This is a genomic window from Polaromonas sp. P4_H1 (assembly GCF_056400945.1).
In genome coordinates this window covers 259,490-280,889 of sequence record NZ_JBFUKG010000001.1, presented here as the reverse complement: position 1 = coordinate 280,889, position 21,400 = coordinate 259,490, and the positions used below count along the sequence as shown (strand labels likewise).

Sequence of the window (21,400 nt, the reverse complement as noted above, 5' to 3'; positions counted from 1 at the left end):
CTTAAGAAAAGGAAAAGTCTCATGGACCCCATTCTCCTGGCGCGCATGCAGTTCGCGGCCAATATCAGCTTTCACATCCTGTTTCCGACCATCAGCATCGCGCTGGGCTGGATGCTGCTGTTCTTTCGCTGGCGCTGGCTGACCACGCACGTCGGCGCCTGGCTCATCGCCTATCGCTTCTGGACGAAGGTGTTCGCGCTGACGTTCGCGCTGGGCGTGGTCTCGGGCATCACCATGAGCTTCCAGTTCGGCACCAATTGGCCGGGCTACATGGAGCAGGTGGGCAATGTCGCCGGGCCGCTGCTCGCCTTCGAGGTGCTCACGGCATTCTTCCTGGAGGCAGGTTTCCTGGGCATCATGCTATTCGGCCACGGCCGTGTCAGCGAGCGCGTCCACCTGCTGTCGACCTTCTTCGTGGCCTTCGGCACCACGCTCAGCGCCTTCTGGATACTGGCGCTGAACTCGTGGATGCAGACACCGGCGGGGCATGAAGTGATCGCCGGCCAGTTCCACGTGAAGAGCTGGTTCGACGTGGTATTCAACCCCTCGTTTCCGTACCGCCTCACCCATATGCTGCTGGCCTCGGCACTTACCGTGGCCTTCCTGCTGACCGGCATCAGCGCCTGGCAGGTGCTGCGAGGCTGCGCCAATGCGTCGACTCCGAAGGTGCTGCGGGTTGGCCTGACGCTCGCGGCCTTGCTGATCCCGGTGCAGATCTTCGTCGGCGACCTGCACGGCCTGAACACGCTCAAGCACCAGCCGCAGAAGATCGCGGCCATGGAGGGCGTGTGGCAGACCGCGCGCGGCGCACCGCTGTTGCTGTTCGCCCTGCCGGATGGCGAGGCGCGCAAGAACCACTTCGAGATCGCGATCCCGAAGCTGGCCAGCCTGATCCTCACCCACGAGGCCGATGGCGAGATCAAGGGCCTGGACGAATTCCGCGACCGCCACCCACCGGCGCTGCCCATGTTCCTCGCTTTTCGCGCGATGGTCGGCATGGGTGTGTTGATGCTGCTGGTGAGCTGGGCCGGCTGGTGGCTGTACCGCCGCTGCGGTTGGCAGGCGCACTGGCTGCCGCGATGGCTGCTGTGGGGCCTGGCCGGCATGACCTTTTCGGGCTGGGTGGCGACCCTGGCCGGCTGGTACGTGACCGAGATCGGGCGCCAGCCCTACATCGTGTTCGGCCTGCTGCGCACCGCCGATGTGGCGTCCGCCGTGCCGGCGCCGATGATCGCGCTGACGCTGGCGATGTACGTGGCGCTCTACCTCGCGCTGATCCTCGCCTACGTGGCGGTCATCAAATACATGGCCGAGAAGCCTGGGCACGTCCTGGACCCCGATACCGACATGCCGGCTGCGGTTGTCGCTGGGAGCCAGGTATGAGCCGCCGGGCCGCTCCCAAGGCTCATGGCACCGCAGCCCGCAGGGCGGAGGTTATGCAATGACTTTCGACGAGTTCCTGCCGGTGATCTTCATGGCGCTGATGGGCGTGGCCATGCTGATCTACGTGATCAGCGACGGCTACGACCTGGGCGTGGGCATGCTGTTGCCGCGCGCCAACGATGCCGAGAAGGACGTGCTGATCGCGTCGATCGGGCCGTTCTGGGACGCCAACGAAACCTGGCTGGTGCTGGGCATCGGTATCTTGCTGGTCGCCTTCCCGAAGGCGCATGGCCTGGTGCTCAGCGAGCTCTACCTGCCCGTGGCGCTGATGCTGGTGGGCCTCACGCTACGCGGTGTGGCGTTCGATTTTCGCGTCAAGGCCAAGGCCGACCACAAGCCGATGTGGGACCGGATGTTTTTTGCCGGTTCCACCCTCGCCGCCGTGGCGCAGGGCTGGATGCTCGGCCGCTACGTCAGTGGGTTCGGCGAGGGCTGGAACTACCCCCTCTTTGCCGCCGCGATCGCCGCGGCACTGCCGATGGCGTACGTGCTGCTCGGTGCCGCGTGGCTGATCATGAAGACGGAGGGCGCCCTGCAGCAAAAGGCAATCGACTGGGCCAAGATCGCCTGGGGTCCGATGGTCGTCGGCCTGGCGCTGATCTCGCTGGCCACGCCATGGATCAGCGCCACCGTGCGCGAGCGCTGGTTCACGCTGCCGGCAGTGATCGCCCTCATGGCCATTCCATTGGTCACTGTCGCGGCGCTGCTGACCGTGCGCCGCCTGCTCGACACCCGTATCGTGCGCGGGCCCTTGTGCTGGCTGCCGTTCGTGCTGCTGATCGGGGTGTTCGTGCTGGGCTTTCTGGGGCTGGCTTACAGCCTCTATCCGTATGTGGTGATCGACCGCCTGACCATCTGGCAGGCCGCCAGCAGTCCGGCGGCGCTAAAAGTCATCCTGTTCGGCGTATGCATCTCGGTGCCGGCGATCGCGGCCTACACGGTGTTCTCGTACCGCGTGTTCCGCGGCAAGGCGACCGAGCTCAAGTACGCATGACCGCGCATGCCTGTCTAGATGAGCGCGGACTGCTTCGTGGCACACTTGAGCCGTTCTTGCAAGGAGCCGCGATCATCACCCCGAATGGCGTGCGCCGGATAGAGACCGGCGTGAAAAAACCCTGGCCCATCCGCGCGCTGGGCTGGATCGTATCGCTCGCGATCATCGCGGCCGCCGCGCTGGCGACTCATGATGCGGCCATGCGGTCCGGGCTCAATCGCCTGCGCGATGCGGCCGAGCACCGGCTCGACATGGTGGGTGTGGGGCTGGAGAGCGATCTGGCGCGTTACGAGTACCTGCCTTCGCTGCTGGAGATGACGCCCGGCGTCTTCGCCCTGCTGGCCACTCCCGGCAACCCGGTTTTGCGCGACGAGGTCAACCGTTACCTGCAGGGCGTCAATGCCACGGCGGGCGCGTCCAATCTGTATGTGCTGGACCGTGCGGGCGTCGCCCTCGCCGCGTCCGACTGGAGCGATCCGGGTACGCCGGTCGGCACGGACCTCTCGTTTCGGCCCTACGTGAAGGAAGCGCTGGCGCACGGCCGGGGCCGCTTCTACGGCGTCGGCATCACCAGCAAGCGCGCGGGCTACTACCTGTCCTACGCCTTGCCGCGCCAAGGGCCGCAGCGTGGCGTGGCGACTGTCAAAGTCAACCTTGAAGAGGCGGAAGCCGCCTGGAAAAAACTCCCCGGCACGGTGTTGCTGGTTGATGAACGCGGCGTGGTCATTTTGTCCTCGCGCGAAGAATGGAAGTTCCGGCCGCTGAGCGCGCTGGCGCCGCAGGTGCTGGCCGATATCGCCAGCACGCGGCCCTACGGTGAGGCCACGCTGGCACCGCTGGACTGGCGGGAGGCACAAGGCCAGCCCGGCGATCCGGTCCTGGCCAGCGTGGACGGCGTCGGCTACCTGAGCTCGGCGCGGCCTGTGCGCCAGTCCGGCTGGCGCCTGGTGGTGCTCGACGAGATGGCGCCGGTACGCGCCGGTGCCCGCTATTCCGCCATCACCGCCGCGCTGGGCACGTCGGTGTTGCTGCTGTTGGCGATGGTGCTGTGGCAGCGCCAGCGCGCCATCCATCACAAGCTCGCCAGCCGAACCGCACTGCAGGCCGCACACGACAGCCTCGAAGCCAAGGTGACGGTGCGCACGGCCGAACTGCGGCGCACCGTGGCCTTGCTGGGCGAGGAGGTCGAGGCGCGCAAGGCGATCGAGGCCGATTTGCGGGCCACGCAAAGCGATCTGGTGCACGCCGGGAAAATGGCCGCGCTGGGCCAGATGTCGGCCGGTGTGGTGCATGAACTCAACCAGCCGCTGGGCGCCCTGCGCACGCTGTCGGACAACGCTTGCGTGCTGCTGGAGCAGGATCGGCTGGGCGACGTGCGCGGCAATCTGCTGCGCATTGCGCACCTCGTGGATCGCCTCGGCCGCCTGACCTACCAGCTCAAGGCGTTTGCCCACAAAGCCAGCCCGTTGCGCGTGCCGGTGGCCTTGCAGCAGGTCATCGCCAACGCGCAGTTCCTGGTCTCGCAACGCCTGCGCGATAACGGCGTGGAACTGGTGGTGCAGGTGCAGCCCGCCGCCCTGGCCGTCCTGGCCGACGAGGCGCGGCTGGAGCAGGTGCTGGTCAATCTGCTGGGCAATGCCATCGATGCCATGGCGGCGTCCCCGCTGCGGCGCCTGCAGGTGCAAGCCGGCGTGGTCGACCTGGCGCCGGACCGCTGCCTCATCCGGGTCAGCGACACCGGTCCCGGCATTCGCGCCGACATCCTCGCGCACCTGTTCGAGCCTTTCATCACCAGCAAGCCGGCCGGCACCGGCCTGGGCTTGGGCCTGATGATCTCGGCGCACATCGTGCGCGAGTTCGGCGGCAGCCTGCGGGCCCACAACCTGGATGGCGCAGGCGCCTGCTTTGAAATCGAATTGCCATTGGCTAATCCACAGGAGACGGAAACCCATGAGTGACGCACAGCCCATCCGGGTGATCTTCGTCGAGGACGACGCCGATGTACGCCTGGGAAGCACCCAGGCGCTGGAGCTGGCCGGGCTGGCCGTCGACAGCTTTGCCTCGGTCGAGGATGCGCGCGCACGCATTCGGGCCGGCGTGCCGGCCGTGGTGCTGAGCGATGTCAAGCTGCCCGGCATGAGCGGCACCGACTGGCAAAACGAGATTCGCGCCATCGACGCCGATCTGCCGGTGATCCTGGTCACCGGCCACGGCGACATCGCGATGGCCGTGCAGGCGATGCGCCAGGGGGCCTATGACTTCATCGAGAAGCCTTTTTCATCGGAGCACCTGGTCGCGGTGGTGCGCCGCGCCGCCGAAAAGCGGTATCTCACGCTGCAGGTGCAGGCGCTGCGCGACCAACTGGAGAACTGGCATGGCATCCAGGCCGTGCTGCTGGGGCGCTCGGCCCAGATGCAGCAGGTGCGCCGCACCGTGCTGACCCTGGCGGCCACGTCGGCCGACGTGGTGATCTACGGCGAGACCGGCACCGGTAAGGACCTGGTGGCGCGCTGCCTGCACGAGCACAGTGACCGGCGCCGCGCCAACTATGTGCCGCTGAACTGCGGTGGCATGTCCGAGGCGCTGGCCGAGAGCGAACTGTTCGGCCACGAAGTGGGCTCCTTCACCGGCGCCACGCGCGTGCGCATCGGCAAGTTCGAGCATGCCCAGGGCGGCACCTTGTTCCTGGACGAAATCGAGAGCATGCCGATGGCCGTGCAGATCAAGTTCTTGCGCGCCTTGCAGGAACGCAGCATCGAGCGCATCGGCTCGAACAAGGCGATTCCCGTCGATTGCCGCGTGATCGCCGCGTCGAAGGACGATTTGAAAAGCCTGAGCGACAGGCACAAATTCCGTGCCGACCTGTACTACCGCATCGGCGTGGCCTTCATCGAACTGCCGCCACTGCGCGAGCGGCGCGAGGACATCCCGCTGCTATTCGAACACTTCACGCTGCTGGCGGCGAGCCGCTACCAACGGGTCGCGCCCCTGCTCAGCAGTTCGCAGCTGGCCGAGTTGATAGCCTATGCCTGGCCCGGCAATGTGCGCGAGTTGCACAATGTGGCGGACCGCTTCGTGCTGGGTTTGCTGGGGGATCGCCTGAATCTGACAACAGCGACTCACGCATTGTCCAGCAGCCTGCCGGAGCAAGTCGAGCACTTTGAGCGCGCCATGATCACCGAAGAGCTGAGGCGCCATCACGGCGATGTGGCTCACACCACCAAAGCGCTCGGGCTGCCCAAGCAGACTCTGTATGACAAGCTTCGTCGCCTGCAAATTTCCATAGATGCGTTCAGACAGGAGGATTGAGTCAGCGATGGCAAGCGGTCAACTGCTTTTTCTTTCGATGAATCGGTTGCGCAGTGTGTTACTAATTTAATAGCAAAATGGCGAAATTACAGGTCCAGCATCAATTTCAGGTTTTGCACGGCCGCACCCGATGCGCCCTTGCCCAGGTTGTCCAGCCGTGCAATCAGTACCGCATGGCGGTAGGTTTCGTTGCCGAACACGCGCAACTCCATCTTGTTGGTGTCATTGAGCGCCAAGGCATCCAGCTTGCCGGAGTCGGGCGCGGCTTCCACCGTTACCCATTCACTGCCTGCGTAATGCCGGGCCAGCACGTCGTGCAGCTGCGCGGCCGTGGGTTTGCCAGGCAGCAGATCCAGGTGCAGCGGCAGCTGCACCAGCATGCCCTGCTTGAAGTTGCCAACCGACGGAATGAACACCGGGCGGCGCGTCAGGCCGGTGTATTTCATGATTTCGGGCAGGTGTTTGTGCTCCAGGCCGAGGCCGTATACCTCGAACAGGGGCGCAGTGCCGGCCTCATAAGCCTCAATCATCTGGCGTCCGCCACCGGAGTAACCGCTCACGGAGGGAAGGCTCAGGGGGAAGTCGGCCGCAATCAGGCCGGCATCCACCAGCGGCCGGATCAGTGCAATTGCGCCGGTCGCATAGCAGCCCGGATTGCCGACGCGATCCGCCGCCACCACGGCGGCGCGTTGCGTGGCGGTGAGCTCCGGAAAGCCATAAACCCAGCCCGGCGTGGTGCGGTGGGCGGTGGAGGCGTCGATGATCTTGGGTTTTTTGCCCCCGTCGCCTGGCAGTGCGTCTATCATGGCGACTGATTCGCGTGCCGCGTCGTCGTGCAGGCACAGAATCACCAGGTCCACCTGTGCCATCAGGTCGCGCTTGGCCGCCGCATCCTTGCGCAGCTCGGGTGCGATGCTGACCAGCTCGATGTGAGGCATGGCTTGCAGCCGTTCACGGATTTGCAGGCCGGTGGTGCCGGCTTCTCCATCAATAAAAATTTTGGGCATAAGAACTTTCAGGGGGACGGACGGGTTACCGGTGACTGCCCGGGAGCGCCTGTCTGGGGCTAAATTGCTAAGTAAGAACCGCACAATAATTGTGCATCGCAGCATGATACAGTTCCATCTTGCTGCCTGCAGTGACCGTTAACATGGTGTTTTGGGGCCTGTTTCGTATTTTCAACAGTCTCTTTCCAAATTCCTGTTGCACTCCTCTTTTACTGAATTCTGAAGGTTTTTCATGAAAATTCACGAGTACCAAGGCAAGGAAATCTTGCGCAATTTTGGTGTGCCAGTGCCGCGGGGAATTCCTGCGTTCACCGTGCAGGAAGCGGTCGAAGCCGCACAGAAGCTGGGCGGCCCTGTCTGGGTGGTCAAGGCGCAGATCCATGCGGGCGGCCGCGGCAAGGGTGGCGGCGTCAAGCTGGCCCGCAGCATTGATGAAGTGAAAAAGCTCGCCGGCGAAATACTCGGCATGCAGTTGATCACGCACCAGACCGGCCCTGAAGGCCAGAAGGTCCGCCGCCTCCTGATTGAAGACGGCGCCGACATCAAGAAAGAATACTACGTGTCCGCCGTGACCGACCGCGCCACCCAGAAAGTGGCGTTCATGGCTTCCTCCGAAGGCGGCATGGACATCGAGGAAGTGGCCCACGCCACGCCCGAGAAAATCATCAAGGTGTTTATCGATCCGGCCACCGGCCTGACCGATGCACAGGCCAAGGAACTGGCCGACGGCATGACCGTGCCGCCGGGCTCCACCGCCCAGGCCGTGGATGTGCTCAAAAAGCTCTACAAGTGCTACATGGAAACCGACTGCAGCCTGGCCGAGATCAACCCGCTGATCCTCGAAGGCAACGGCAACATCAAGGCACTCGACGCGAAGTTCAACTTCGACCCCAACGCGCTGTTCCGCCACCCTGAAATCGTGGCCTTCCGCGATCTGGACGAAGAAGATCCTGCCGAAGTCGAAGCCAGCAAGTTCGACCTGGCCTACATCAGCCTGGACGGCAACATCGGCTGCCTGGTCAACGGCGCCGGTCTGGCCATGGCGACCATGGACACCATCAAGCTGTTCGGCGGCGAGCCGGCCAACTTCCTGGACGTGGGCGGCGGCGCCACTGCCGAGAAAGTCACCGAAGCCTTCAAGATCATGCTGAAGAACCCCGATGTCAAGGGCATCCTGGTCAACATCTTCGGCGGCATCATGAAGTGCGACACCATCGCCGACGGCGTCATCACCGCCTGCAAGGCCGTGAACCTGTCGGTTCCACTGGTCGTGCGCATGAAGGGCACCAACGAAGACCTGGGCAAGAAAATGCTGGCGGACTCCGGTCTGCCGATCATTGCCGCAGACACCATGGCCGAAGCCGCGACCAAAATCGTCGCTGCCGTGAAGTAAGCCATCAAGCCCAGGAGAAACAAGCATGTCGATCTACATCAACAAACACACCAAAGTCATCACGCAAGGCATCACCGGCAAGACCGGGCAGTTCCACACCCGCATGTGCCGCGACTACGCCAACGGCAAAGAGTGCTTCGTCGCTGGCGTGAACCCGAAGAAAGCCGGCGAAGATTTCGAAGGCATCCCGATTTATGCCAACGTCACCGAAGCCGCCAAGGCCACCGGTGCGACGGTGTCGGTGATTTATGTGCCGCCAGCCGGCGCGGCAGCCGCCATCTGGGAAGCCGTGGAAGCCAACCTCGATCTGGCGATCTGCATCACCGAAGGCATTCCCGTGCGGGACATGCTGGAAGTGCGCAACCGCATGAAGGCCAAGGAAGCTGCTGGCGGCAAGAAAACCCTGCTGCTGGGACCCAACTGCCCAGGTCTCATCACGCCCGAAGAAATCAAGATCGGCATCATGCCCGGTCACATCCACCGCAAGGGCCGCATTGGCGTGGTCAGCCGCTCCGGCACGCTGACCTATGAAGCCGTGGCACAGCTGACCGAAATCGGCCTGGGCCAGTCCAGCGCCGTGGGCATTGGTGGTGACCCGATCAATGGCCTGAAGCACATCGACGTGATGAAAGCCTTCAACGACGACCCTGACACCGATGCCGTCATCATGATTGGCGAGATCGGCGGCCCCGATGAGGCCGAGGCGGCCCAATGGTGCAAAGCCAACATGAAAAAACCGATCGTCGGTTTTATCGCAGGCGTGACTGCACCGGCCGGCAAACGCATGGGCCACGCAGGTGCGCTGATTTCCGGCGGTGCCGACACGGCTGACGCCAAGCTGGCCATCATGGAAGAGTGCGGCTTCACGGTGACGCGCAATCCGTCTGAAATGGCCAAGCTGCTCAAGGCTTTGCTGTAAGACGCGCAAGACGTCGAGTGAAAACTCGATTCAGGAAACTTGATCGCGGTCAAGTGCGTAAGCAGTAATACCAATCGTGGCGAGCCCCAATGGGGCTTAGACTCATCAAAAACAAAAAAGCGCTTTCCGGCGCTTTTTTAATTCATAACAGGAGATACCATGTTTTTTGGTCTGGACTTGATGTCCCCCCTTTTCTGGAGCGCCTTTGGCTCCATTTTGCTGGCCAACATCGTCCTGTCGGGTGATAACGCCGTGGTGATTGCCATGGCTGCCAGGACGCTGGAGCCGCATCAGCGGAACAAGGCGATTTTCTGGGGTAGTGCCGCAGCCATCGTCATGCGGATCGTCCTGACCATCGTGGCGATCCAGCTGTTGACCTTGCCCTACCTGAAGATCATCGGCGCCATTTTGCTCGTTTATATTGGCGTGGACCTGCTCAAGGGCGAAGAAGAAGAAGATGGTGAAGGTCATCATATCAACGGCATGATGGCCGCCATCCGCACCATCCTGATTGCTGACCTGGTCATGAGTCTGGACAACGTGCTGGCCGTGGCCGCAGCCGCGAAGGGTAATTTGCCCCTGCTGGTGCTGGGTCTGCTGGTGAGCATTCCGCTGATTATTTTCGGCGCAACGCTGCTCACCAAGGTCATGGAGCGCTTCCCGATCATCATCACCATTGGTGCTGCCCTGCTTGGATTCCTGGCGGGTGAAATGCTGCTGACCGATCCGGCCGTCACGACCCAATTTGGCGTTGTCGGTGAGCAAACGGTTACGTTCGGCGGCATCCTGGGGGCTGTCCTGGTCGTGGCGCTGGGGACTTACCTCACAAAACTTCAGCGAAAGAAACAATCGGCCACCTGAGTTTCAGGGGATGACCTGACTCGTTTGCTTTCCAGCCGACGGGTCGGGGGCTGTTAACAAGCCTCAAACGGCGGGCCTGGCGGATCTCCCGCTCCAGGCGCCGCGTATGGCCGCGCTGTCGCGCCTTGCCAAAAAACACCAATTTGCAACAGTAAGTGCGCCAGGCGTGTAAAAGTGCCTTGTCCGGTCGCAGCCCCTCTGTTAATGTCAGAGACAGGGCGACTTGTAACCTGAGGGATACAGTTTGACGGGATCTGCAGGTGCGCAAAACAACTGAAAAAAGCGGCGATGGCTATGGACGGCATCAGGACATGGAACGGGAGGGGGCTCAATTTTCTGGCAAATGGTGTCAGTTTTGGCATGCTGGATGATGGCTGGGCCTGGCGCGCGCCGGCGGTTTTTTCCTGGAATGGCTTTGCCTGCCCGGCCTGCGTCAGCCGCAGTGGGTGTTCCTCTGAAACGAGCGACAGTGGCCCCATTCGATACGTCCCTGGCTCACTCTTGGCTGAGCGGCGCCTCGGGCATGTTCGGCAAGGGCCTATGATGCAAGTGAAGCCGTGATGATCCTGGCCCGCGCAGGGATTGAACTACCCCTTGCCCCGACCCCCGCTGACGACCGAAATTCCAAGCGATAACACGAAAAAGATGATTTACGAGATTTGCACTCAAACAGACCCAGGTTTGACGCGGGACAACAATGAAGATGCCGTGGCAGTGGATGCCCAGACGGGGCTTTGTATCCTGGCCGACGGGATGGGTGGCTATAACGCCGGTGAAATTGCCAGCGGCATGGCTGCAGCCTTCATCAAGTCGGAGATGGGGCGCTGGCTGTCCCAGGCCGGCCGGTACGCCAATGCCAAGGAAGTGCGTCGGGCCATGGAGATTTGCGTGGAAAATGCGAACCACTCGATCTTTAACGCTGCCAACTCCAATCCGCAATACACAGGGATGGGCACGACGCTGGTGGTGGGTGTTTTTCAGGACAACCGCCTGATGCTGGGGCATATTGGAGATTCGCGCTGTTATCGCGTGCGTGGCCGGGAGTTCCGGCAACTCACCAAGGATCACTCATTGCTGCAGGAGCAGCTTGACGCCGGCCTGATCACCCCGGAGCAGGCCCTTACTTCGGTGAACAAGAATCTGGTGACACGCGCTCTCGGCGTGGAAGACACGGTGTTGGTTGAAGTCAACGAGTACCGTGTGGAGGCCGACGACGTCTACCTGATGTGTTCGGATGGCCTGTCAGACATGGTGATTGATGAAGCCATCAGTGCCATCCTCCTCGGCGACGGAACGCTGGAGTACAAGGCCAGGCAACTGGTTGTCGCAGCCAATGAAGGCGGGGGGCGCGATAATATTTCAGTGGTGCTGGCGCACGCGAAAGAAGACTCGGCCAAGCGCGGCCTTCTGTCCAGAATACTGGGAAAATGAAGCGGTGACTGAAATACTACACAGGAGTCGGCCATGCCGAAAATGATCGTCTCTATTGATGGCGTTGTGATCAAGGAGGTCCAGTTGACGAAAGACCGGACATCTTTGGGGCGCAGGCCCTACAACGATATCGTCATTGACAACCTGGCTGTCAGCGGTGAGCACGCCGTTCTGCAAATGACCGGCAACGAGGTCTATCTCGAAGACCTCAACAGCACCAACGGCACGTATGTCAACGGCAAGGCGATCAAGAAGCGGCTGCTGCAAAACAGTGATCTGGTCGAAATTGGCAAGTACAAAATCAAGTATGTGAACGAAGCGGCTGGGCCTGACTACGAGAAAACGATGGTCATCAAGCCGGCATCCGCCGCGCTGGCGGCTCTGGCTGCCGCTGGTGCCGCTCCGGCAGCACCCGTGACGGCGGACGCGGCGGGCGGGGCCCTGCAGGGGGCGATCAAGGTCATGTCCGGCGCGGCCGCCGGCCGGGAAGTGGCACTGGTCAAAGTCGTGACCACCATCGGCAAGCCCGGCGTGGCGGTGGCGGCCATTACCAAAAGACCTCAGGGTTTTGTGGTGGCCCATGTGGAGGGCGCCGGCAAGCCCACGCTCAACGGCGTTCCCATTGGCGCCGAACCTGTCAGTTTGAAAAATGGCGATATGCTGGAACTGGCCGGGACGCAGATGCAGTTCGTGCAGCACTGACCGACGTTCTTGCCCGCCGCCAGCGGGAGATCCGGACCACGGGCGTCTCCATCCCAAAATTTCGATGAAACGCGTGCCCGGGCATGGGACTGGCATTTGCGACATGCTGATAGCGCGGATGTCTGCCCGGCCGCCGATCAGCGGCCAGCCCTGCCGTCGTCTGCATTGGCGCTGGCGTGACAATATTGACAATCCGCCAAAAAGTTCCTTTACCGCACCCATGTGAAGCGTGTAGTCTCCATGGGCTGGCTGTCTTTTGGCCCAAAGCGGGATGACGCATCCAGTTTCGAAACCATGTAACCTCAAGGCAGGGTGGAAACCTCATGAAAGTACGTGTATTGGGCTGTTCGGGAGCCATCGCCAGGGACTGCCGCACCACGTCTTTTTTGCTGGACCATGACCTGCTGGTCGATGCCGGCACGGGTGTCGGGGATCTCACCCTCGATGAAATGCGCGGCATTGACCATGTCCTTCTGACACATTCGCATCTCGACCATGTGGCCGCGCTGCCGCTGATGGTGGATGCAATTGCCGGCCAGAAAACCACGCCGATACAGATTCACGCCTTGCAAGGCACGATTGACGCGTTGAAGGCCCACATTTTCAACAACACGATCTGGCCTGATTTCTCAAGAATTCCAGACCCGGCAACGCCTTTCATCAGCTTTCATCCGCTGGAACTCGGTCAAACCCTTGAGTTGGCCGGCAAGCATATCGAGGTGCTGCCCGCTGTGCACACGGTGCCGGCCGTCGGGTATGCAGTGAGCGCCGGCAAGGGTTGCTGGGTATTTACCGGCGACACCGAGCGCAATCCCGCGTTGTGGGCCCGTATTAATCAGCTGGATGTCGCGATGCTGGTCATCGAGACCGCCTTCAGCAATCGCGAGCGTGACCTGGCCAAACGCAGCCTGCATCTGGCGCCCCATGTGCTTGCCGGCGAACTCGACTGCATTGCGAGCGGCAAAAAATACCCCATCTACATCACCCACACCAAGCCCGCCGAGACAGAACTCATCATGGCCGAGATACAGCGCTTTGACCAGACACGCAACCTGGCGCACCATGTTTTGCACGACATCCGGTGGCTGCGGGCGGGTCAGGAGTTTGAACTGTGATAGTCCTCGTGCAGGGGGATCGCTAAGGATGCGAAAGATGCGGCAAGATGGGCTACAAGGGCCGCATTGGTTTGCACGAATTGATGATTGCCGACGACCCAGCCAAAAACTCATCCAGGAGCGGGCGCGGGTGCCGAGCTGTTTTCTTCAGCCGTCAGTAGCGGCATACGCACACTGAAAACGGACGGCATGGAAAAAGTCCTGGTGGGCGTCACGGACCTCAAGCAGGTGCGGTCAGTCTGTATCAAGTGACAAAAATGTCGCCCGGAGTGGCGCAGTCTGCCAAAAAAGAGCAGTCGCGCGGACTGGGAATTGCCAAAAAAGCAGGAGAAAGTTCTCGAATTAAAGGTTTTGGCGGGTTGGCCCGAAACCTGCTGTACTCCATTGCTTTTTCAACCAAGGAGTTTTCATGAAGCGTTCCATGCAACAGGGTTTCACCCTGATCGAGTTGATGATCGTTGTGGCGATTATCGGTATTCTGGCTGCCGTGGCTTTGCCTGCTTACCAGGACTACACGAAGCGCGCCAAGATGTCTGAGGTGATTTTGGCGGCTTCTTCCTGCCGCACGAGTGTCACGGAAACTTATCAATCCACCAATGCTGCTTCGCTGCCTGTGGGTGGCAAATGGGGCTGTGAGTCCTCGGTAGCCACTTCTAAATATGTTTCATTGATTGAGACTAATCAATATGGCGCAATCAGGGTGACTGCGGCCAATATTGCCACCGATGCAAACGGTACGGTTTACTTGACCCCGGTACCTGTGACTGCTAGCCAAACCATTAGCGCTTGGTTGTGTGGTCCCGGTACTGTTAATCCTAAATTTTTGCCCGGCTCTTGCCGCGACGCTACTGCTGCTACGGTCACTGAAGGTGGCGGCACCTTCGCGTCTAACTAATCTGCCGACTGCTGCTTAGTTCACTTGCAGCAATTGATTCAGGTTTAAAAACGCCCTTCGGGGCGTTTTTCTTTTTTGATCATATGAAATATTTGTCAGCAAGTCTTCTGTTGCTCGGTTGGTTAATGCCCTTGCACTTTCCACCTTGGGTAAGCTGGCATAGTGAAATACTGTATTTTTTTTCCGCATTGCTGCTGGCTTGGTATGGCCTGTTGACTGAGGTGAAGAAGGATCGTTCATACCTTTTACCCTTCCCCGCCGCCGTCTTGCCCTTGATTGCCTTGGCATTTATTGCGGTCATTCAAGGTGCTGGGGGCCAGATCACTTTTTGGGGTGACGTTTTCGTTTTTGAGCTCTATGTGGCTTTGTGCATCCTCTGCCTCACGCTGGGATTTGCCTCTAACTCGCAAGCTCCGTCCCTGCGAGCTGGGGCGCATGATGGAAGCCGTCAAAACCTGGCGCTGACGTTTCTGGCTGTTACATTGACCTTTGGGGCTTTTGTTTCGGCCGTGGTGGCATTTGTTCAGGTCTTTGATCTGTGGGAGCACGCCACGTGGATTAACCGGATGCCTCAACTCCGTCGTCCCGGCGGAAATTTGGGGCAACCTAATCATTTGGCAACCCTGTTCTTGATGGGCATGGCTAGCCTGTTGTTCCTGTATGAATCGGGCAAGCTCAAGGCTTTGCCCTCAGTCTTGGTTTTTCTGGTGTTGTGCACAGCCCTGGCTGCCACCGAGTCCCGGACCGGCGTAGTGAGCTTTTTGGTGCTGTCGGGCTGGTGGTTTCTCAAAAATCAGCGTGTGGGTTTCCATGTGTCCCCGTGGGCCGTCGCGCTGTCGGTTGTCGGATTCCTGGCGCTCTACTGGGTGTGGCCGTCGATTTTTGCTTTCGTTCAGCTCAACTCGGGCTTTGGCGTGGAAGTCAACACCGCTGCCGGGTCACGCCTGCTGGTGTGGCCGCAGCTGGTGGAAGCGGTGGCGCAGCGGCCATGGTGGGGCTGGGGCATCCGCGAGGTTTCCGAAGCGCACAACGCTGTGGCGCATGCCTATGCCGTGAGCGAACCCTTTTCATACAGCCACAATATTCTGCTTGATCTGGCGGTAGGGGTGGGCGTGCCGCTCACCGCAGTGCTGGTACTGGTCACGGGCGTGTGGCTGTGGCGGCGTGTCAGGCTGGCCAATCAGTTGCTGCCCTGGTATTGTCTGGCGGTGGTCGTGCCAGTAGCGGTGCATTCGATGCTGGAATTTCCGTTTGCTTATGCCTACTTTCTCGTTCCGGTCATGTTTTCGTTGGGCGCGCTGGAGCGCATGGCAGGCGCCAAGCCTGTGCTGCGCGTCGGGGTGCGTTCTGCCGCGGCGCTTTTGCTTGGGGTGAGCTTGGTGGCGGTCTGGTCATTGATTGAGTATGTTGACGTTGAAGAGGATTTCAGGGTCGCGCGTTTTGAGGCCCTGCGCTTGGGACAGACCCCCGGCGACTATCAAAGACCGGACGTTGTTCTATTGACGCAATTGGGAGCTTTGCTGGAGGGCGCCCGTATTTCGCCCAAGCCGGGCATGAAGGTCGAGGAGCTGGAACTCGCCAAAAAAGTTGCGCTTCGCTACCCCTGGACAGCCACGCAGAACCGTTACGCTCTATCGTTGGCGCTGAACGGAAACCCCGATGAAGCCTTGCGACAACTCCGCGTTATGCGGGCCATGCATGGCGAAAAAACCTACACGGAGATCAAGGCGAATTGGACCACCCTGGCTCAAGAGAAATATCCCCTATTGCGCGACCTGAAACTGCCTTGACGGGCTGGCGTGTGCCCCTGAACTCTATTCTCGCGCTGGTCGCGGGGCTGGCGCTGACTGTGCCTTGGCTATTGCCGCCGCAAGGTGGTCCCAGTCCTTCAGTGGTTCCGTGGCTGTTCAGTCTGGCCTGTGCCGGGGTTCTGTTGGGGGTTCTGCCGCTATCGCGCAAGCGTTGGTTGTGGTCCTGCTGGCTGGCTGCCGGGTGTCTGGGGGCGGTGTTTGTCCTCAAGGGTCATGCCACGGATACACTCGTCGCCGTTTTCTCCTTGGGGCTGGCCGGAACTTGCGCAGCTCTCGCCGCGAGCGTCAGCACTAACAGCCGTTCGGTATTCCGGCTGGCAACAGCATGGCTGATCGCTGGCCTGATCAGCGTTGTTATTGGTCTTTGCCAGTATTTTGGCGTGGAGCAGTACTTTCTGCCCTGGATGAGCCAGTCGGGCGTTGGCGAAGCCTTTGCCAACTTGCGTCAGCGCAACCAGTTTGCAACCTTGACCAACATGGGGCTGCTGGCTGTGCTGTGGCATGCAGCGCCGACCAGCAGCGGTCAACCCAAGCCATGGCGCTGGTGGGGCCTGATGGCGGCTGCCGTCTTGCTGTCAGTTGGCAATGCGGCGTCTTCATCGCGCACGGGGCTGGTTCAGCTGGGTTTCCTCGGAGGCATGGCCTGGCTGTGGGGCTGGCGGCGTCAATTAGCCATGCGGATTTTGATAATTGCCGTGCTGACCTATGGCGTTGCGGCGCTGGCCCTGCCTATGCTCGCAGGGCTGGACCCGGCGAGCACCGGCATTTTGGCGCGTTTGCACAATGGTGGACCAGCTTGCGCCAGCCGTTTGACCTTGTGGAGCAACGTACTGCACCTGATCGGACAACGGCCCTGGCTTGGCTGGGGTTGGGGCGAACTGGATTACGCCCACTACATGACGTTCTATGACGGGCCGCGCTTTTGCGAAATCCTGGACAACGCGCACAACCTGCCGCTGCATCTTGCGGTGGAACTGGGCATTCCGGTGGCGTTGGCGGTATGTGGAGGCTTCGTCTGGTGGGTCATCCGGCAACGGCCCTGGCGCGAGACGGACCCCACCCGCCAGATGGCGTGGGGTGTGCTGGCCGTCATTCTTTTGCACAGCATGCTGGAATACCCGCTATGGTACGGCCCGTTTCAAATGGCGTTTGGCCTGTCCCTGGGCCTGCTCTGGGGAAGCCGCAGGGTGCGGGCGAGCCCGCTGGAATCTCAACCGGAGCAGTCACGCATGTCTATTTCTCAAGCCTTGGCTGCTACTATTCTGATAGCTATCGTGGGTTACGCCGGTTGGGACTATCACCGTATCAGCCAGATTTACCTGGCACCCGAAGTCCGCGATGCGGCGTACCGTGACGACACGCTGCCCAAAATTCGCGACTCCTGGCTGTTTCGCAACCAGGTGCGCTTTGCTGAACTGACCATCACGCCGCTCACGCGGGACAATGCGCAATGGACACTCGACACGGCGAGGGCGCTGCTGCATTACTCACCGGAGCCTCGCATCATCGAAAAGGTGATTGAGAGTGCTGTCATGCTCGGCCGTGACGACGAGGCGTTAATGCATTTGGCGCGCTACCGGGCCGCCTTCCCAGAGGACCATGCGCGCTGGGCGCAAGAGGCTGCAGCGGCACCGGAGCGTCTTCAGCGCCTGAAGTGACGCGGCTCAGGGGTTGACAAAGCTTCCTGACTTGCCGCCATGCTTTTCAAGCACGCGCACATCGGTCATGATCATCGCCCGGTCCGCCGCCTTGCACATGTCGTAAATCGTCAGCAAGGCCACTTGCACCGCGGTCAATGCTTCCATTTCCACACCGGTCGGGCCGACGGTTTCCACGGTGGCCTCGCAGGTGACGCTGGCACTTGCGGTGTCGACCTTGAATTCAAGGGCCACGCGAGTGAGCGCCAGCGGATGGCACAGGGGGATCAGCTCGCTGGTTTTTTTTGCAGCCATGATGCCCGCTATCCTGGCCACACCCAGTACATCGCCTTTTTTTGCCGTGCCGGCGATGATGAGTGCCAGTGTGGCAGGATTCATGGTGATGCGACCCTGGGCAATAGCAACACGGTGCGTTGCGGCCTTGCCGGCCACGTCGACCATATGGGCTTGGCCTTGTGCGTCGAAGTGAGTCAGCGGAGAAGTCGTTGTCATCCTGTTACGAAACCTTTACAACCATCCCTCATCATACGAGCATGTTTTCAAAGTCATCTTCCTGGGGCCATCGCCTCTATGCCTCGGGCATTCATTTGGGCATCAGCCTGCTGGTGGCCGGTTTGGCGGCGCTGCTGGTGTTTGCCGTCTGGTACCCCTATCCCTACCGCGAAATTTCCGGTGGGCGCAGCCTGTTTTTTCTGGTAATTACCGTCGATGTGATCATGGGCCCGTTGCTGACGTTTGCCATTTTCAACCGCAGCAAGCCGCTCAACGAGTTGCGCCTCGACCTGGCTGTCATTGGCTTGCTGCAGCTGGCCGCGCTGGCCTACGGTCTGTGGACCGTCGCGGTGGCCCGGCCGGTGCATCTGGTGTTTGAAATCGACCGGTTTCGGGTGGTGCATGCGATTGATGTGCCGCCGGATCTACTGGATCAGGCTCCTGCAGGGTTGCGGCCCTTGCCGCTGGCGGGGCCCACGCTGCTTTCGGTGCGCGAGTTCAATAATGCGCAGGAAAACTTTGAGGCCACCATGGCGGCGATTCAAGGCGTGGCACTCGGCGCCCGGCCGGACTTGTGGCAGGGCTATGAACAGGCGAAAGCGCAGATCAAGGCGCGCGCGCGTCCTGTGGGCGAGCTGAAAAATCGCTTTCCTGCCCATGCCGCCGAAATTGACCAGGCCCTGAAGTCTGCGTCTTCCGCGGTCCGGGCCATGACCTCGGTGGGCTATGTCCCCCTGGCGAGTCGAAGCACCTTCTGGACCGTCCTCATCGATACCAACACCACGGAGGTGATTGCTTTTGTTCCCATTGATTCGTTCTAGGGCCTACCCGTTGCAGCAGAGGGTTTTTGCCTGCAAGGTGCTGACAGCTGTGGTGTTGATGGCCACCACTGCCAATTTGTCGCTGGCGCAAGCGCCGGGCGCGGCGTCGGGCAGCCTGCCGTCGCTGGGGGATAACTCCGAGCTGGCGGCCGCTGCGGAGCGCCGCATAGGGGACCGCATCGCCGTCAGCATTTTCCGTGATCCGGACTACCTCGATGACCCGGTGCTCGGGGATTACCTGCAAAGCATCTGGCAGCCCCTGATGACTGCCGCGCGGGCGCGTGGTGAGCTCAATGCCGAACTGGATGAGCGTTTTGCCTGGGACGTCTTTCTGGTCCGTGACCGAAGCGTCAATGCCTTTGCCTTGCCCGGGGGCTACTTTGGCGTGCACCTGGGTTTGATTGCCGCGGTGAGTAATGCGGACGAACTCGCCGCGGTTCTGGGCCATGAGCTCAGCCATGTCACGCAGCGGCATATTTCCCGGTTGATGACGCAACAGAACCGGCAAGCTCCCTGGGTGATTGCAGCCATGGTTCTGGGTGCCCTCGCCGCCAGTAAAAATCCCAATGCTGCCAGTGCCGCCATCGTCGGTGGGCAGGCAGTCGCGGTGCAGAACCAGCTCAACTTTTCCCGCGACATGGAGCGTGAAGCCGACCGGGTCGGGTTTGGCGTCATGACCGATGCCGGCTTTGCAAGTCGCGGCGTGGCGACCATGTTTGAAAAACTGCAGCAGGCCTCGCAGCTCAATGACAACGGATCGTTCCCCTATTTGCGCTCGCACCCGCTGACCACCGAGCGAATCGCCGAAGCGCAGTCGCGTCTGCAGCTGGATGCAAAGGCTGCCACCAAGCCCACCCCGGAGGGCGAGGCCCGTGCCGCCAAGGCGCGCGTGTTGCATGCCATGATGGCCGCGCGTGCGCGAGTGCTGGCCAGCCCCGGGGTCGATGCGTTGCGTGCGATGGTGGCTGAAGCGCAGCGGCGGCCGGCCTCGTTGCAAATGCAGGAGTCCCCCGCCACGGCGGCGCACATCCGCGACGCGGGAATCCTGTATGCGGGAGCCTTGGCGGCGGCCCAGCTGCGTGATTTTGCCGGCGCGCGAAGCTTTCAGGCCAAGCTCAGGCCCCTCACCGTCGAAATTCAGCCTGCCAGTCATGCGCTGGACTTGTTGTCCATCGAGATTGATCTGATGGCGGGGACCGTGCCGCCTTCGGCGTCATCCTTCGACATGGCCAAGGCTGTCTCGCGGGCCGATGTGCTGACCCAGGCCCGGTCGTTGATGGCTGCCCAGCGGGCGCGAGAGGTCTCGGGCAGACTGCAAACCTGGGTGGCTGGCCACCCCAAAGATGCGGCGGCCTGGCAATTGCTCGCTGCGGCATACGGCAACCAGAACCAGACAGTCCGTGCGATTCGCGCTGATGCGGAAAGCCGGGCGGCCCACCTGGACTACGCGGCGGCGCTGGATCGCCTCAAGGCTGCGCAGGCGTTGATGCGCAGCAACCCCGCCAGCGCTGATTACGTGGAAGGCTCGATCATCGACACACGGACCCGCCAGATCGAGCTAGTCCTTAAAGAGCAGGCGCTCCAGGACAAAGTCGATCGCTAGTTGCAGTGCCGAGTAAATCAGGGAGCCTATGAGTGCGGCGCCAAAACCCTTGACGTTCAAGCCGCTGACCAGGCTGGCCGCCGCCCAGAACATGAGCGCGTTCACGATGAACAGAAAGAGGCCGAGCGTCACCACGGTCACGGGCAGCGTCAACAACACGAGAACAGGACGCACCACCATGTTCAGGGCGCCAAGTACCGCCGCCGCAATCAGGGCTGCGGTGAAGCTGGTCACCACCACGCCTGAATAGAGATAAGCCACCGCCAGCAAGGCGACCGCGCTGCAAAGCCAGTTGATGAGGAGTTTCATCGCCAGAGAATACCATCTGGGATGCGGCCTCTCCCATCCCGTCCCGCTGGGACGCCGTGTCGGTAATTTGACTTGATTGCTGACCTGCAGCGTTCCGGATTTTCCGCCGGGCCGCCGCAAGGAAAATGAACCCCCTCGGGGGGCAGCGCCTTACGCGAAGCGAATAGCGTGGGGGCTATTCAATCGGTCGCAACCAGCAGGCCCGCGCTTGCCAGCGCGGCGGCATAGCCCAACACACCGTGGTGCTCCTGGGCCTGCTCGGTCGTGACGGGTTGCAGATCCTGGCCGAATTTGGGTCGACGGGCATCCAGCACACGTGCAACGCCATGCTCCTTGATCAGGGATTCCGTCTGGGTGCTCAGCGTGGTCTGCGCCATTTGCGTCACCACGGTATCGCCCTCTTTTTGCAGGAGGGGCACCACTTGCGCAAATACTTTCGCCGCCCATTTGCCGCGCCAACTCTCCCGCGCACTGTGGGTTACCCATTTGCTGGCATGGTGCGTCACGCGTGGTGCACAGGCCACCAGAATCCAGCGGGTCGGACTGCGCGAGTTGCCCTCTGGCAGCATGGGTTGCAGCATATGCAGGGCATAGCCGGCATCGTCAATGTAAACAATGATGTTGTCCATAAAGTTCT

The 21,400-nt window shown here is 61.2% G+C and carries 20 protein-coding genes; 16 read left to right on the top strand and 4 right to left on the bottom strand.

The features are described 5' to 3' along the window. Positions 1–21: 21 nt before the first annotated feature. The 4 genes from AC1DS5_RS01270 to AC1DS5_RS01255 all read left to right on the top strand — a co-directional run bounded on the left by AC1DS5_RS01270 (position 22) and on the right by AC1DS5_RS01255 (position 5,746). Positions 22–1,383, top strand: a complete 1,362-nt coding sequence (locus tag AC1DS5_RS01270) for a cytochrome ubiquinol oxidase subunit I (RefSeq protein WP_477716431.1) — start codon at positions 22–24, stop codon at positions 1,381–1,383. Between the two features lie 58 nt (positions 1,384–1,441). Next, positions 1,442–2,437: a cytochrome d ubiquinol oxidase subunit II gene (locus AC1DS5_RS01265; protein WP_477716430.1), complete on the top strand. Its 996-nt coding sequence runs from the start codon at positions 1,442–1,444 to the stop codon at positions 2,435–2,437. Positions 2,438–2,547: 110 nt separating this feature from the next. Continuing rightward, positions 2,548–4,395, top strand: a complete 1,848-nt coding sequence (locus AC1DS5_RS01260) for a sensor histidine kinase (protein ID WP_477716429.1) — start codon at positions 2,548–2,550, stop codon at positions 4,393–4,395. Beyond that, entirely contained in the window at positions 4,388–5,746 is a 1,359-nt protein-coding gene (locus tag AC1DS5_RS01255; protein WP_477716428.1) for a sigma-54-dependent transcriptional regulator, read from the top strand. The genes AC1DS5_RS01260 and AC1DS5_RS01255 overlap by 8 nt, the downstream gene beginning before the upstream one ends. Positions 5,747–5,832: 86 nt before the next feature. Here the strand turns inward: AC1DS5_RS01255 and argC are convergent, their stop codons facing one another. Then, a complete protein-coding gene (gene argC, locus AC1DS5_RS01250) occupies positions 5,833–6,753 on the bottom strand; it encodes an N-acetyl-gamma-glutamyl-phosphate reductase (RefSeq protein WP_477716427.1) in 921 nt (306 codons plus the stop codon). Positions 6,754–6,985: 232 nt separating this feature from the next. Here argC and sucC point away from each other — a divergent pair, with 232 nt between their 5' ends. From sucC to AC1DS5_RS01200, 10 genes are all read left to right on the top strand, one after another. Further along, positions 6,986–8,146, top strand: coding sequence for an ADP-forming succinate--CoA ligase subunit beta (gene sucC, locus AC1DS5_RS01245; protein WP_477716426.1), 1,161 nt, complete (start codon positions 6,986–6,988; stop codon positions 8,144–8,146). Between the two features lie 25 nt (positions 8,147–8,171). Continuing rightward, entirely contained in the window at positions 8,172–9,065 is an 894-nt protein-coding gene (sucD, locus tag AC1DS5_RS01240; RefSeq protein WP_477716425.1) for a succinate--CoA ligase subunit alpha, read from the top strand. Positions 9,066–9,224: 159 nt separating this feature from the next. After that, entirely contained in the window at positions 9,225–9,926 is a 702-nt protein-coding gene (locus tag AC1DS5_RS01235) for a TerC family protein (RefSeq protein WP_477716424.1), read from the top strand. Between the two features lie 645 nt (positions 9,927–10,571). Further along, positions 10,572–11,357, top strand: coding sequence for a Stp1/IreP family PP2C-type Ser/Thr phosphatase (locus AC1DS5_RS01230; RefSeq protein WP_477716423.1), 786 nt, complete (start codon positions 10,572–10,574; stop codon positions 11,355–11,357). Positions 11,358–11,390: 33 nt separating this feature from the next. Then, positions 11,391–12,059, top strand: coding sequence for an FHA domain-containing protein (locus tag AC1DS5_RS01225; RefSeq protein WP_477716422.1), 669 nt, complete (start codon positions 11,391–11,393; stop codon positions 12,057–12,059). A 323-nt stretch (positions 12,060–12,382) separates the two neighbouring features. After that, positions 12,383–13,174 (top strand): MBL fold metallo-hydrolase, encoded by a 792-nt coding sequence (locus AC1DS5_RS01220; protein ID WP_477716421.1) that lies wholly within the window; start codon positions 12,383–12,385, stop codon positions 13,172–13,174. A gap of 257 nt (positions 13,175–13,431) precedes the next feature. Continuing rightward, entirely contained in the window at positions 13,432–13,587 is a 156-nt protein-coding gene (locus AC1DS5_RS01215) for a hypothetical protein (RefSeq protein WP_477716420.1), read from the top strand. Then, positions 13,584–14,069 (top strand): pilin, encoded by a 486-nt coding sequence (locus AC1DS5_RS01210; protein WP_477716419.1) that lies wholly within the window; start codon positions 13,584–13,586, stop codon positions 14,067–14,069. The genes AC1DS5_RS01215 and AC1DS5_RS01210 overlap by 4 nt, the downstream gene beginning before the upstream one ends. Positions 14,070–14,152: 83 nt before the next feature. Beyond that, positions 14,153–15,859: a PglL family O-oligosaccharyltransferase gene (locus AC1DS5_RS01205; protein ID WP_477716418.1), complete on the top strand. Its 1,707-nt coding sequence runs from the start codon at positions 14,153–14,155 to the stop codon at positions 15,857–15,859. After that, positions 15,856–17,538, top strand: a complete 1,683-nt coding sequence (locus AC1DS5_RS01200) for a PglL family O-oligosaccharyltransferase (RefSeq protein WP_477716417.1) — start codon at positions 15,856–15,858, stop codon at positions 17,536–17,538. The genes AC1DS5_RS01205 and AC1DS5_RS01200 overlap by 4 nt, the downstream gene beginning before the upstream one ends. Positions 17,539–17,544: 6 nt before the next feature. Here the strand turns inward: AC1DS5_RS01200 and moaC are convergent, their stop codons facing one another. Next, on the bottom strand, positions 17,545–18,030 hold the full coding sequence (moaC, locus tag AC1DS5_RS01195; protein WP_477716416.1) for a cyclic pyranopterin monophosphate synthase MoaC: 486 nt from the start codon (positions 18,028–18,030) through the stop codon (positions 17,545–17,547). A 41-nt stretch (positions 18,031–18,071) separates the two neighbouring features. Here moaC and tfpZ point away from each other — a divergent pair, with 41 nt between their 5' ends. Then, on the top strand, positions 18,072–18,851 hold the full coding sequence (gene tfpZ / locus AC1DS5_RS01190; protein ID WP_477716415.1) for a TfpX/TfpZ family type IV pilin accessory protein: 780 nt from the start codon (positions 18,072–18,074) through the stop codon (positions 18,849–18,851). Between the two features lie 58 nt (positions 18,852–18,909). Then, on the top strand, positions 18,910–20,454 hold the full coding sequence (locus tag AC1DS5_RS01185; RefSeq protein WP_477716414.1) for a M48 family metalloprotease: 1,545 nt from the start codon (positions 18,910–18,912) through the stop codon (positions 20,452–20,454). Here the strand turns inward: AC1DS5_RS01185 and AC1DS5_RS01180 are convergent. Both AC1DS5_RS01180 and AC1DS5_RS01175 read right to left on the bottom strand, forming a co-directional pair. Then, positions 20,410–20,763, bottom strand: coding sequence for a phage holin family protein (locus tag AC1DS5_RS01180; protein ID WP_477716413.1), 354 nt, complete (start codon positions 20,761–20,763; stop codon positions 20,410–20,412). The two genes, AC1DS5_RS01185 and AC1DS5_RS01180, sit on opposite strands and share 45 nt — an antisense overlap. Before the next feature lie 179 nt (positions 20,764–20,942). Beyond that, a complete protein-coding gene (locus AC1DS5_RS01175; RefSeq protein ID WP_477716412.1) occupies positions 20,943–21,392 on the bottom strand; it encodes a hypothetical protein in 450 nt (149 codons plus the stop codon). Between the last annotated feature and the right edge of the window lie 8 nt (positions 21,393–21,400).

Bases quoted from the DNA above. Each gene is read 5' to 3' on its own strand.
- AC1DS5_RS01215 (WP_477716420.1), top strand. From the start codon at position 13,432: ATGTCGCCCGGAGTGGCGCAGTCTGCCAAAAAAGAGCAGTCGCGCGGA.
- tfpZ (WP_477716415.1), top strand. From the start codon at position 18,072: ATGTTTTCAAAGTCATCTTCCTGGGGCCATCGCCTCTATGCCTCGGGC.
- AC1DS5_RS01205 (WP_477716418.1), top strand. From the start codon at position 14,153: ATGAAATATTTGTCAGCAAGTCTTCTGTTGCTCGGTTGGTTAATGCCC.
- sucD (WP_477716425.1), top strand. From the start codon at position 8,172: ATGTCGATCTACATCAACAAACACACCAAAGTCATCACGCAAGGCATC.
- AC1DS5_RS01175 (WP_477716412.1), bottom strand. From the start codon at position 21,392: ATGGACAACATCATTGTTTACATTGACGATGCCGGCTATGCCCTGCAT.
- AC1DS5_RS01180 (WP_477716413.1), bottom strand. From the start codon at position 20,763: ATGAAACTCCTCATCAACTGGCTTTGCAGCGCGGTCGCCTTGCTGGCG.
- AC1DS5_RS01230 (WP_477716423.1), top strand. From the start codon at position 10,572: ATGATTTACGAGATTTGCACTCAAACAGACCCAGGTTTGACGCGGGAC.
- AC1DS5_RS01255 (WP_477716428.1), top strand. From the start codon at position 4,388: ATGAGTGACGCACAGCCCATCCGGGTGATCTTCGTCGAGGACGACGCC.
- sucC (WP_477716426.1), top strand. From the start codon at position 6,986: ATGAAAATTCACGAGTACCAAGGCAAGGAAATCTTGCGCAATTTTGGT.
- AC1DS5_RS01225 (WP_477716422.1), top strand. From the start codon at position 11,391: ATGCCGAAAATGATCGTCTCTATTGATGGCGTTGTGATCAAGGAGGTC.
- AC1DS5_RS01220 (WP_477716421.1), top strand. From the start codon at position 12,383: ATGAAAGTACGTGTATTGGGCTGTTCGGGAGCCATCGCCAGGGACTGC.
- AC1DS5_RS01185 (WP_477716414.1), top strand. From the start codon at position 18,910: ATGGCCACCACTGCCAATTTGTCGCTGGCGCAAGCGCCGGGCGCGGCG.
- AC1DS5_RS01235 (WP_477716424.1), top strand. From the start codon at position 9,225: ATGTTTTTTGGTCTGGACTTGATGTCCCCCCTTTTCTGGAGCGCCTTT.
- AC1DS5_RS01210 (WP_477716419.1), top strand. From the start codon at position 13,584: ATGAAGCGTTCCATGCAACAGGGTTTCACCCTGATCGAGTTGATGATC.
- AC1DS5_RS01270 (WP_477716431.1), top strand. From the start codon at position 22: ATGGACCCCATTCTCCTGGCGCGCATGCAGTTCGCGGCCAATATCAGC.
- moaC (WP_477716416.1), bottom strand. From the start codon at position 18,030: ATGACAACGACTTCTCCGCTGACTCACTTCGACGCACAAGGCCAAGCC.
- AC1DS5_RS01265 (WP_477716430.1), top strand. From the start codon at position 1,442: ATGACTTTCGACGAGTTCCTGCCGGTGATCTTCATGGCGCTGATGGGC.
- argC (WP_477716427.1), bottom strand. From the start codon at position 6,753: ATGCCCAAAATTTTTATTGATGGAGAAGCCGGCACCACCGGCCTGCAA.